Genomic DNA, 11,884 nt, shown 5'->3' on the forward strand with positions numbered 1-11,884 from the left:
GCGCCCTAGTCACCGTCTCCGAAGAAGTGTCCGTTCCTCAACTCACCGTTGGGGACGGGCACTTCGTCATCTGTACGACTACGCCCGCGACCTGTGTGCCACATACGCCAGCGTGCCCAATAGCAAGCGTGCCGCCGGGGGCTTCGTCGCCGAGTCCAGTGCGGGGGAGCGGAGCCAGGTGACCGGGCCCAGGCCTGCTCGGTCGGAGGGCGGAGCCGTGATGTGGGTGCCGGGGCCGAGGCCGCGGAGGTCGAGGGACGTGGGGTCGTCCCAGCCCATGCGGTAAAGCAGGGAGGGGAGTTCGGCGGCTGCGCCGGGGGCGACGAAGAAGTGGGCGCGGTGGTCGGGGGTCGCCGCGACCGGGCCGAGCGGGAGGCCCATGCGCTCCAGGCGGGCCAGTGCGCGGCGACCGGCGGGCTCGGCCACCTCGATCACGTCGAAGGCGCGCCCGACCGGCAGCATCACCGACGCGCCCGGCAGCTCGGCCCAGGCCTCGGTCACTTCGTCCAGGGTCGCGCCGGCCCGTACCTCCGGCGCGAAGGTCAGGGGATGCGCGCCCGGCGTGGGGCACTTGGTGTCGCCGCAGGAACAGGCGCCGCCCGCGGCCCGTGCGCCCGCGACCACGTCCCAGCCCCACAGCCCGGTGAACTCGGCCACGGCCGTGCACTCCGACGAGCGGCCGCGGCGGCGCGTGCCGGACCGGATGTCGCGGATACCCCGGCTGCTGCCGATCGTGAAGCCCATGCCCCCTCCAACGGGTCCAACGCACCGGTGGTTACGAGACGGATGCGGACCGTTACTCTGCGTCCACGCCTACCCTGTGCCGCACGGTCCAGACGGCGCTCAGGAGTGCCTCGGGTGGTGTGTTCGGCGGCGCGCGCCCCTGCGTGCACCGCTGCGCCCACTCCCGGCCGTCCTATGTCAAGTGAATCGTGCGCGGGCAACCGTAGGTTCATTCGAAGGGGTGGCGAATGGTGGCGTTTCCGGGATCGCCGTGGCTGGACGGGTGATCGTAGGATTACTTTGAGTGCACAAGTCCTCGGGGCACATGCACTTGTGGGTATGCCGGAGGCAACTCGTCATCTCGTTCGAAGGGTGACAAGTGCGGGACGGGAAGCCGTATTTACCGGCATTCTGATAGGGCTTGGCGCACAGCGGCGACAAGTGGTTCCAGGGATGGGGGCGTTCCAGTGGGCGGCAACGGCGGAAGCGGGACGACCGCGGCCAGTACGGACAAGCGCCCCAATGAGCTGCTCGGCTCGTGGTTCGTGCGCAGCGGCTGGTCCAAGGGTGAGCTGGCGCGTCAAGTCAACCGAAGGGCCCGGCAGTTGGGGGCCAATCACATCTCGACGGACACCTCGCGCGTGCGCCGCTGGCTGGACGGCGAGAACCCGCGCGAGCCGATCCCCAGGATTCTCTCGGAGCTGTTCTCCGAGCGCTTCGGCTGTGTCGTCTCGGTCGAGGACCTGGGCCTGCGCGCGGCCCGCCAGGCACCCTCCGTGTCCGGCGTCGACCTGCCCTGGACGGCCCCGCAGACGGTGGCCCTGCTCAGCGAGTTCTCGCGCAGCGACATCATGCTGGCGCGGCGCGGCTTCCTCGGGGCCTCGCTGGCCCTGTCCGCGGGACCGTCCCTCATCGAGCCGATGCAGCGCTGGCTCGTCCCCGGCCCCTCCGCCCTCCAGCAGGAGCCCGAGCCGACCGCCGCCTCCCGGCACGTAGGGCGGCTCTCCCGGCCCGAGTTGGAGCTGCTGGAGTCCACCACGGCGATGTTCCGCAAGTGGGACGCCCAGTGCGGCGGCGGCCTGCGCCGCAAGGCGGTCGTAGGACAGCTGCACGAGGTGACCGACCTCCTTCAAGAGCCCCAACCGGACGCCACCAACCGCAAGTTGTTCAAGGTCGCCGCCGAACTCGCCGAGCTGGCGGGCTGGATGTCGTACGACGTGGGGCTCCAGCCCACCGCGCAGAAGTACTTCGTGCTGGCCCTGCACGCGGCCAAGGAGGCGGGGGACAAGCCGCTCGGGTCGTACGTGCTGTCCAGCATGAGCCGTCAGATGATCCACCTCGGCCGGCCCGACGACGCGTTGGAGCTGATCCATCTCGCGCAGTACGGCAGCCGGGACTGTGCGAGTCCGCGCACCCAGTCGATGCTGTATGCGATGGAGGCCCGCGCCTACGCCAACATGGGGCAGCCCGGCAAGTGCAAGCGGGCGGTCCGGATGGCCGAGGACACCTTCGCGGACGTACACGACTGGGACGACCCGGACCCGGACTGGATCCGTTTCTTCTCCGAGGCCGAGCTGTACGGCGAGAACTCGCACTCCTATCGCGACCTCGCCTACGTCGCCGGCCGCAGTCCCGCCTACGCCTCGCTCGCCGAGCCCGTCATGCAGCGGGCGGTGGACCTCTTCGCGAAGGACGACGAGCACCAGCGGTCGTACGCACTCAACCTCATCGGCATGGCCACCGTGCACCTCCTGCAGCGGGAACCCGAGCAGAGCGCGGTGCTGGCGACGGAGGCGATGACGATCGCCAAGAAGGTGCGCTCCGAGCGCGTCAACACTCGTATTCGAAAGACCGTCGACACGGCGGTCCGTGACTTCGGTGAACTGGCCGAGGTCGTCGACCTCACCGACCGGCTCGCGATCGAGCTGCCGGAGACCGCCGAAGCGGTCTGAACCCCCAAGCCCCGGCCGCGGCCGGCCTTCCCGAACCGCCCGACTCGGCTCCCCCATGCCAGGTCATCGGAAGGCCGACCGCGGCCGGTTCCACGTGTCGTATTCGAAAGGCGGTCCGCGCGATGGCCTGTGGCGTCGGCGGTCCGGCCGGAATCGTCGACCGCGCGGGCAGGCTCGCGGCCGGGTTGCGGGCGACCCTCGAAGTGGTCCGAACCCCATGCCCCGCCGGGGACCGCCCCTCCCGGACCGCCGGACCCCGGCGTCCCGTGCCAGGTCAGCGGAAGGCCGGGCGCGGCCGGTTTCGTACCGTCGGGGAAGGTTGCGCCACGATAACGATCGCGCGGTCGGAGATCCGGCAGTTCATCGACGCGTAACACGCACGGCGCCTTCGTCACTCCGGTGAAACAACGTGGGGCTTCGACGGAAACCGCGCTGCGCCAATCTCATGGCGCATAACCGGACCCCCCGCCTTGACCGGACCGCATCCAGGCTTCGCCCGCACGGGGCCGTACCAACCGACGAGGAGACGCCGATGGCATCAGCCGCCATCACGCTTGCCGCTGAGGCACCCAAACTGTCCTCCGCGAACACAGGCTTCATGCTGATCTGTTCTGCCCTGGTGCTGCTCATGACGCCGGGACTCGCCTTCTTCTACGGAGGCATGGTCCGCGTCAAGAGCACCCTGAACATGCTGATGATGAGCTTCATCAGCATCGGGATCGTCACCATCCTGTGGGTTCTCTACGGCTTCTCGCTCGCCTTCGGTTCGAGTAACGGCTTCATCGGCTACAACTCCGACTGGCTGGGCATGAGCAACGTCGGCCTGACGGAGCTCTGGGACGGCTACACCATCCCGATCTTCGTCTTCATGGTCTTCCAGATGATGTTCGCCGTCATCACGCCCGCCCTGATAAGCGGTGCCATCGCCGACCGCGTCAAGTTCTCGGCCTGGGCGCTCTTCGTCGCCCTGTGGCTCACGGTCGTCTACGTCCCGGTCGCCCACTGGGTGTGGGGCGCCGACGGCTGGGCCTTCAAGCTCGGTGTGATCGACTTCGCCGGTGGTACCGCGGTCCACATCAACGCCGGTGCCGGCGCCCTCGGCGTCATCCTGGTCATCGGCAAGCGTGTCGGCTTCAAGCGTGACCCCATGCGTCCGCACAGCCTCCCGCTGGTCATGCTCGGCTGCGGTCTGCTGTGGTTCGGCTGGTTCGGCTTCAACGCCGGTTCGTGGCTCGGCAACGACGACGGCGTCGGCGCGCTGATGTTCGTCAACACGCAGGTCGCCACCGCCGCCGCCATGCTGGCCTGGCTCGCCTACGAGAAGATCCGCCACGGCGCGTTCACCACGCTGGGTGCCGCCTCCGGTGCCGTCGCCGGCCTGGTCGCCATCACCCCGTCCGGTGGTGCGGTCTCCCCGCTCGGCGCGATCGCCGTCGGCGCCATCGCCGGTGTCGGCTGTGCCGCGGCCGTCGGCCTGAAGTACAGGTTCAACATCGACGACTCCCTCGACGTCGTCGGCGTCCACATGGTCGGCGGTATCCTCGGCTCCCTGCTGATCGGCTTCTTCGCCACCGGCAAGGGCCAGTCCGCCGCGACCGGCGTCTTCTACGGCGACCACTCCTTCACCCAGCTGTGGAAGCAGTTCGCCGGTGTCGGCGCGGTCCTCGGCTACTCCCTGGTCGCCTCCGCGGTCCTCGCCTTCCTCATCGACAAGACCATCGGTATGCGGGTCACCGAGGACGAAGAGGTCGCGGGCATCGACCAGGCCGAGCACGCCGAGACGGCGTACGACTTCAGCGGCGCCGGCGGTGGCATCGGCACCTCCGCCCTGGCCGCCCCGGAGACGAAGAAGGTGGACGCATGAAGCTCATCACCGCCGTCGTGAAGCCCCACCGGCTCGACGAGATCAAGGAAGCCCTCCAGGCCTTCGGGGTCCACGGTCTGACGGTCACCGAGGCGAGCGGCTACGGTCGTCAGCGGGGACACACCGAGGTCTACCGGGGCGCCGAGTACACGGTCGACCTGGTCCCCAAGATCCGCATCGAGGTGCTGGCCGAGGACGACGACTCCGAGCAGCTGATCGACGTCATCGTCAAGGCAGCCCGCACCGGCAAGATCGGTGACGGCAAGGTCTGGTCCCTCCCGGTCGAGACGGCCGTCCGGGTCAGGACCGGCGAGCGCGGACCGGACGCGCTCTAAAAGAAACGAACAGGAGTCGCTGGGTGACGAGTACGGACGTGCGCAAGGATGCAGAGGACTCCGGACCCAGCGGCTACGCGGCGGCCCGGCTGCGCCTCCTCACTGAGGGGGTGCGGTCCGGGCCGCCGCGCCGTGCCGCCCTCGCCGAACTGACCGACGAGTGGCTGTCCGGCCTCTTCACCGCAGGCTCCGAGGCACTCAAGGGCGTCTCCCTCGTCGCCGTCGGCGGCTACGGCCGCGGCGAACTCTCCCCGCGCAGCGACCTCGACCTGCTCCTCCTGCACGACGGCAGCGACTCCGGTGCGGTCGCCGCGCTGGCCGACCGCATCTGGTACCCGGTCTGGGACCTCGGCCTCGCCCTCGACCACTCCGTGCGCACCCCGTCCGAGGCCCGCAAGACGGCCGGCGAGGACCTCAAGGTCCAGCTCGGCCTCCTCGACGCCCGCCACCTCGCCGGCGACCTCGGCCTCACCGCGGGATTGCGTACGGCCGTCCTCGCCGACTGGCGCAACCAGGCGCCCAAGCGTCTCCCCGAACTCCAGGAGCTGTGCGCCGAACGCGCCGAGCGCCAGGGCGAGTTGCAGTACCTCCTGGAACCCGACCTCAAGGAGGCCCGCGGTGGCCTCCGTGACGCCACCGCGCTGCGCGCCGTAGCGGCCTCCTGGCTCGCCGACGCCCCGCGCGAGGGCCTCGCCGATGCCCGCCGCCGTCTCCTCGACGTACGCGACGCCCTGCACCTCACCACCGGCCGTGCGACCGACCGGCTCGCGCTCCAGGAGCAGGACCAGGTCGCCGCCGAGCTGGGCCTGCTCGACGCGGACACCCTGCTGCGCCAGGTCTACGAGGCGGCACGCGTCGTGTCGTACGCCAGTGATGTCACCTGGCGTGAAGTGGGGCGCGTGCTGCGGTCGCGGGCCGTGCGGCCCAGGCTGCGCGCCATGCTCGGTGGGGGCGCCAAACCCGCAGCCGAGCGCTCACCGCTCGCTGAAGGCGTGGTCGAGCAGGACGGCGAGGTGGTGCTCGCCCGTGCTGCCCGCCCCGAGCGCGACCCGGTCCTTCCGTTGCGCGCCGCCGCTGCCGCCGCACAGGCAGGACTTCCGCTCTCCCTGCACGCCGTACGGCGCATGGCGACCGCCGTGCGCCCGCTGCCCACTCCATGGCCCGCCGAGGCGCGCGAGCAGCTCGTGACGCTGCTCGGTTCCGGGCAGCCCACGGTGGATGTGTGGGAGGCGCTGGAGGCCGAGGGCCTGATCACCCGACTCCTCCCCGACTGGGAGCGGGTGCGCTGCCGGCCGCAGCGCAACGCCGTGCACATCTGGACCGTCGACCGGCACCTCATCGAAACCGCCGTCCGCGCCTCGGAGTTCGCCCGCCGCGTCAGCCGCCCCGACCTTCTCCTGGTCGCCGCGCTGCTGCACGACATCGGCAAGGGCTGGCCCGGCGACCACTCCGTGGCCGGCGAGATCATCGCCAAGGACGTGGCCGCCCGCATCGGCTTCGACCGCGCTGAAGTCGCCGTGCTCGCCACCCTCGTACGCCATCATCTGCTGCTCATCGAGACCGCCACCCGGCGCGACCTGGAGGACCCGGCGACGGTCCGTTCGGTCGCCGAGGCGGTCGGTACGACGAGCACCCTGGAGTTGCTGCACGCGCTGACGGAGGCGGACGCGCTGGCCACCGGCCCGGCCGCCTGGTCCTCCTGGCGGGCCTCGCTCGTCAACGACCTGGTGAGACGAGTCGCCGCCGTCCTTTCCGGGGACGCCCCCGAAGAGCCCGAGGCCGGCGCGGCCACCGCGGAACAGGAACGGCTCGCGATCGAGGCCGTGGCGACCGGCGGCCCGGTGCTGGCCCTGCGCGCCCAGACCGAACCTCCGTCCGAGGACGAGCCCGTCGGCGACCCCGAACCGCTGGGCGTGGAACTGCTGATCGCCGTACCGGACCAGCCGGGCGTCCTGCCCGCGGTGGCCGGCGTGCTGGCGATGCACCGCCTCACCGTCCGCACGGCGGAGTTGCGCGCGCTCGACCTGCCCGACGGCGTCGAGGGCTCGGTGCTGCTGCTGAACTGGCGGGTCGCCGCCGAGTACGGCTCCCTGCCCCAGGCCGCCCGGCTGCGCGCCGATCTCGTACGGGCCCTGGACGGGTCCTTGGACATCGCGGGCCGGCTCGCCGAACGTGACGCCGCCTATCCGCGCCGCCGGGGTGTCGTGGCCCCGCCGGCCCGCGTGACGGTCGCCGCGGCGGCCTCCCGGCACGCGACGGTCATCGAGGTGCGCGCGCACGACGCCCCCGGGCTGCTGCACCGGATCGGCCGCGCGTTGGACGAGGCGAAGGTCCGGGTGCGCAGCATGCACGTCAGCACCCTGGGCTCGAACGCGGTGGACGCCTTCTATGTCACCGGCGCGGAGGGCCTGCCGCTGCCGGGCGAGGAGGCCACGGCGATCGCGCGGAAACTGGAGGAGACGTTGCGGGCGTGATCCCGCCCGGGGTTTCCGACCTCGCGGGCGGGGACGATTCGCTTGCGCGGCCGGATACCCTGGAAGACGCTCACACTGCCCCCGACTCCGAGGACCGACGCCGCCGTGTTCGATACTCTCTCCGACCGCCTCTCAGCGACCTTCAAGAATTTGCGTGGCAAGGGGCGTCTGAGCGAGGCGGACATCGACGCCACCGCGCGCGAGATCCGGATCGCCCTCCTCGAAGCGGACGTGGCGCTGCCGGTCGTCCGGACGTTCATCAAGAACGTCAAGGAGCGTGCCCTCGGCGCCGACCTGAACAGGGCGCTGAACAACCCGGCCCAGCAGGTCGTGAAGATCGTCAACGAGGAACTCGTCACGATCCTCGGCGGCGAGACCCGGCGGCTGCGGTTCGCCAAGAACCCGCCGACCGTGATCATGCTCGCGGGTCTGCAGGGTGCCGGTAAGACGACCCTCGCGGGCAAGCTCGGCAAGTGGCTCAAGGACCAGGGGCACTCGCCGCTGCTCGTCGCCGCCGACCTCCAGCGCCCGAACGCGGTGAACCAGCTGAGCGTCGTCGCCGAACGTGCCGGTGTCGCGGTCTACGCGCCCGAGCCGGGCAACGGCGTCGGTGACCCGGTCAAGGTCGCCAAGGACTCGATCGAGTTCGCGAAGACCAAGGTCCACGACATCGTGATCGTGGACACCGCGGGCCGCCTGGGTATCGACCAGGAGCTGATGCAGCAGGCCGCGGACATCCGCGACGCCGTCAGTCCGGACGAGATCCTGTTCGTCGTCGACGCGATGATCGGCCAGGACGCGGTCAACACCGCCGAGTCCTTCCGCGACGGCGTCGGCTTCGACGGCGTGGTGCTCTCCAAGCTCGACGGCGACGCCCGCGGTGGTGCGGCCCTGTCGATCGCCTCGGTCACCGGCAAGCCGATCATGTTCGCGTCGAACGGCGAGAAGCTCGACGACTTCGACGCCTTCCACCCGGACCGGATGGCCTCCCGCATCCTCGACATGGGTGACCTGCTCACCCTGATCGAGCAGGCGGAGAAGACGTTCAGCCAAGAAGAGGCCGAGAAGATGGCCTCCAAGCTGGCGTCCAAGAAGGGTCAGGACTTCACCCTCGACGACTTCCTGTCCCAGATGGAACAGGTCAGGAAGATGGGCAGCATCAGCAAGCTGCTCGGCATGCTCCCCGGCATGGGCCAGATCAAGGACCAGATCAACAACCTCGACGAGCGCGACGTCGACCGTACGGCCGCGATCATCAAGTCGATGACCCCGGGCGAGCGCGCCGAGCCGACCATCATCAACGGCTCGCGCCGCGCCCGTATCGCCAAGGGCTCCGGCGTCGAGGTCAGCGCCGTCAAGGGCCTGGTCGAGCGCTTCTTCGAGGCCCGCAAGATGATGTCCCGCATGGCGCAGGGCGGCGGGATGCCCGGCATGCCGGGGATGCCGGGCATGGGCGGCGGCCCCGGCCGCACCAAGAAGCAGCCCAAGCAGGCCAAGGGCAAGCAGCGTTCCGGCAACCCGATGAAGCGCAAGCAGCAGGAGCTGGAGGAGGCCCAGCGCCGCGAGGCCGGTGCCGCTCAGGGCGGCAACGCGTTGGGGCTGCCGCAGCAGGGCGCCCAGGACTTCGAGCTCCCGGACGAGTTCAAGAAGTTCATGGGCTGAGTTCACCCTCTGCACATGCCAAGGGTTGGTCCATGTCGTAACGTCCCGATATGACCAACCCTGCGCCGCCGCGCAAGTCCCCCGATCAGCCTTGGCGTACCGAAGGCACCCCGGATGAGCCCCCGAAGCCGTCGCCGGGCGGGAAGAAGATGCGCGGCGGCTGGTGGAGCCTCGTCCTCACCGCGCTGGTCGTGTACCTGGTCGCCAACCTGATCCTGTCCTTCTTCAACGAGGGCAACGAACCGACGATCTCGTACACGGAGTTCAGCAAGCAGGTCGACGCGGGCAACGTCACCAAGATCTACGCCAAGGGCAACGCGATCCAGGGCCAGCTCAAGAAAGAGCAGAAGAACCCGGACGGCGACGGCAAGTACACCAAGTTCGACACCGAGCGGCCGACCTTCGCGGACGACCAGCTCTGGGAGGACCTGACCAAGCACAACGTCACCGTCACGGCGGAGCCGGTCGTACAACACCGTAGTTTTCTGGCCAATCTGCTGCTCTCGCTGGCGCCGATGCTGCTCCTGGTCGTCCTGTGGATCGTCATCGCGCGCCGGATGAGCTCGGGGCTCGGCGGCGCGGGCGGCATGCTCGGCCGCAAGGCCCCGCCGAAACCGGTCGAGCTGGAGCCGGGCAAGCAGCGCACGACGTTCGAGGACGTCGCCGGCATCGACGAGGTCGAGGGCGAGCTGAACGACGTCGTCGACTTCCTCAAGAACCCGGACGCCTACCGCAAGATGGGCGCGAAGATGCCCCGGGGCGTACTCCTCGCCGGCCCGCCCGGCACCGGAAAGACGCTGCTCGCGCGGGCGGTCGCGGGGGAGGCGGGGGTGCCGTTCTTCTCGGCGTCGGCCTCCGAGTTCATCGAGATGATCGTCGGTGTCGGTGCCTCACGCGTGCGTGAACTGTTCGCGGAGGCCCGCAAGGTGGCCCCCTCGATCATCTTCATCGACGAGATCGACACCATCGGCCGGGCCCGCGGCGGCGGTTCGGGTATGGGCGGTCACGACGAGCGTGAGCAGACCCTGAACCAGATCCTCACCGAGATGGACGGCTTCTCCGGCTCCGAGGGCGTCATCGTCATCGCCGCGACCAACCGCGCCGACGTCCTGGACCCGGCCCTGACCCGCCCCGGCCGCTTCGACCGGGTGGTCATGGTCTCGCCGCCCGACCGCGGCGGCCGCGAGGCGATCCTGGAGATCCACACCCGTCAGATCCCGCTCGCGAAGGACGTGAACCTCGCCCAGGTCGCCCGGACGACCCCGGGCATGACCGGGGCCGAACTCGCCAACCTCGCCAACGAGGCCGCCCTCCTCGCCGTCAAGCGCAAGCAGGACCAGGTCACCCAGTCCGACCTCTCCGAAGCCCTGGAAAAGGTCCAACTGGGCGCCGAACGCCCGCTGGTGATGCCCGAGGAGGAGCGCCGGCGCACCGCCTACCACGAGAGCGGCCACGCCCTCCTCGGCATGCTCCAGCCCGGCGCCGACCCGGTCCGCAAGATCACCATCGTCCCGCGCGGGAGGGCACTCGGCGTGACGCTCTCCACCCCGGACGCCGACAAGTACGCGTACACCGAGGAGTACCTGCGTGGCCGGATCATCGGCGCCCTCGGCGGCATGGCCGCGGAACAGGTCGTCTACGGCGTGATCACCACCGGCGCCGAGAACGACCTCGAACAGGTCACCAACATCGCGCGCGGGATGGTCGCCCGCTGGGGCATGAGCGAGCGCGTCGGCCGCCTCTCCGCCCTCCCGAACGACGCTCAGCAGGCCTACGGCCTCGCCGCCGCGCCGCAGACCCTGGACGTGATCGACGACGAGATGCGCCGCATCGTCGACGAGTGCTACGACGAGGCCATCCGCAAACTCGGCGACCACCGCGACCAGTTGGACGCCCTCGCCGAGGCCCTCCTGGAGAACGAGACCCTGGAGGAGACGGACGCGTACCGGATCGCGGGCGTCACGCGCCTGTTCAAGGAAGAGCCGTAGTCATCCTCAGGTCGTACGCGCGATCAGATACCGGAACACGTTCGGCATCCACACCGTGCCGTCCTGCCGCCGATACGGATGCAACGCTTCCGCCAACTCCTTCTCCACCTGCACCTGATCCGTCGCGATGATCGCCGCGTCGAAGAGTCCCGTCGACAGCAGCCCTCGTACGGCACTGTCCACGTCGGCGTACCCGAAGGGACAGGCCACCCGTCCCGAGCCGTCCGGCCTGAGTCCCGCTCGGTGGGCGACCTCCTCCAGGTCGTCGCGCAGGACCGGGCGCGGGCTCCCCGTGCCGCGCAGCGGGTCCGCCAGCCTGGTGGCCACCCGCAGCACGGACGAGGTCGCGCAGCGCTCCGGCGGACCCCAGCCGGCCAGCACCACGGGTGTCCCGTGCGCGGCGAGCGGTGTCGCGGCGGCGAGCAGCTCGCCGAGGCCCTCCGAGTCGCCCGCGAGGCACCCGATGGGCTCGAAAGAGGTCACCAGGGTGTACGCGGGCGTCTCCGCGTCGGCCGCGTCCCTGGGGGAGCCGTAGACGAGTCGGGTGTGCGCACGCGCGCGTGGCGACCACTGGTCCGGCAGGAGGCGCTCCCGGGCGAGGGTCAGTCGTTCGGGGGAGGAGCCTTCGACACCGGTGACCGCCGCGCCTCTGGAGGCCGCCATCAGCAGGGCGAGCCCGGAGCCGCAGCCGAGGCCCAGCAGCCGGGTGCCGGGGCCCACTTCGAGTCGCTCGTAGACGGCTTCGTAGAGCGGTACCAGCATCCGCTCCTGGATCTCGGACCAGTCACGCGCGCGTGCACCCAGGTCCACGCGGGGCGCGGGCCCCGCATGAGGCAGGTAGTGCCGCACGAGCGTAGGTGTCATCGAAAGCGCCCCAATCCGCCGA

At 70.3% G+C, this 11,884-nt stretch carries 8 protein-coding genes; 6 read left to right on the plus strand and 2 right to left on the minus strand.

Features of this window, described 5'->3' with window-relative positions:
- Window positions 1–78: 78 nt before the first annotated feature.
- A complete protein-coding gene (locus OO70_RS35210; RefSeq protein ID WP_043680486.1) occupies window positions 79–744 on the minus strand; it encodes a bifunctional DNA primase/polymerase in 666 nt (221 codons plus the stop codon).
- A 446-nt stretch (window positions 745–1,190) separates the two neighbouring features.
- Here OO70_RS35210 and nsdA point away from each other — a divergent pair, with 446 nt between their 5' ends.
- From nsdA to ftsH, 6 genes are all read left to right on the plus strand, one after another.
- Complete coding sequence (gene nsdA / locus OO70_RS35215) at window positions 1,191–2,675, plus strand: transcriptional repressor NsdA (RefSeq protein ID WP_043680488.1); 1,485 nt, start codon at window positions 1,191–1,193, stop codon at window positions 2,673–2,675.
- A gap of 532 nt (window positions 2,676–3,207) precedes the next feature.
- The gene (locus tag OO70_RS35220) at window positions 3,208–4,539 is read left to right on the plus strand and encodes an ammonium transporter (protein ID WP_043680490.1); all 1,332 of its coding nucleotides are present in this window, start codon (window positions 3,208–3,210) and stop codon (window positions 4,537–4,539) included.
- The gene (locus tag OO70_RS35225; RefSeq protein WP_043680493.1) at window positions 4,536–4,874 is read left to right on the plus strand and encodes a P-II family nitrogen regulator; all 339 of its coding nucleotides are present in this window, start codon (window positions 4,536–4,538) and stop codon (window positions 4,872–4,874) included. Before OO70_RS35220 ends, OO70_RS35225 begins: the two co-directional genes overlap by 4 nt.
- Before the next feature lie 23 nt (window positions 4,875–4,897).
- A complete protein-coding gene (locus tag OO70_RS35230) occupies window positions 4,898–7,348 on the plus strand; it encodes a [protein-PII] uridylyltransferase (RefSeq protein ID WP_043680495.1) in 2,451 nt (816 codons plus the stop codon).
- A 105-nt stretch (window positions 7,349–7,453) separates the two neighbouring features.
- Window positions 7,454–9,010 carry a signal recognition particle protein gene (gene ffh, locus OO70_RS35235; protein ID WP_043680498.1) on the plus strand — a complete coding sequence of 519 codons (1,557 nt, stop codon included), beginning with the start codon at window positions 7,454–7,456 and terminating at the stop codon, window positions 9,008–9,010.
- Between the two features lie 50 nt (window positions 9,011–9,060).
- A complete protein-coding gene (ftsH, locus tag OO70_RS35240) occupies window positions 9,061–10,998 on the plus strand; it encodes an ATP-dependent zinc metalloprotease FtsH (protein WP_043680500.1) in 1,938 nt (645 codons plus the stop codon).
- A gap of 6 nt (window positions 10,999–11,004) precedes the next feature.
- Here ftsH and OO70_RS35245 read toward each other — a convergent pair whose 3' ends face one another.
- The gene (locus OO70_RS35245) at window positions 11,005–11,862 is read right to left on the minus strand and encodes an SAM-dependent methyltransferase (protein WP_199827474.1); all 858 of its coding nucleotides are present in this window, start codon (window positions 11,860–11,862) and stop codon (window positions 11,005–11,007) included.
- Window positions 11,863–11,884 lie beyond the last annotated feature (22 nt).

Origin of the sequence: Streptomyces xylophagus (assembly GCF_000716435.1) — a bacterium.
Lineage (GTDB): Bacteria > Actinomycetota > Actinomycetes > Streptomycetales > Streptomycetaceae > Streptomyces > Streptomyces xylophagus.

Bases quoted from the DNA above. Each gene is read 5' to 3' on its own strand.
- OO70_RS35220 (WP_043680490.1), top strand. From the start codon at position 3,208: ATGGCATCAGCCGCCATCACGCTTGCCGCTGAGGCACCCAAACTGTCC.
- OO70_RS35225 (WP_043680493.1), top strand. From the start codon at position 4,536: ATGAAGCTCATCACCGCCGTCGTGAAGCCCCACCGGCTCGACGAGATC.
- OO70_RS35210 (WP_043680486.1), bottom strand. From the start codon at position 744: ATGGGCTTCACGATCGGCAGCAGCCGGGGTATCCGCGACATCCGGTCC.
- ftsH (WP_043680500.1), top strand. From the start codon at position 9,061: ATGACCAACCCTGCGCCGCCGCGCAAGTCCCCCGATCAGCCTTGGCGT.
- OO70_RS35245 (WP_199827474.1), bottom strand. From the start codon at position 11,862: ATGACACCTACGCTCGTGCGGCACTACCTGCCTCATGCGGGGCCCGCG.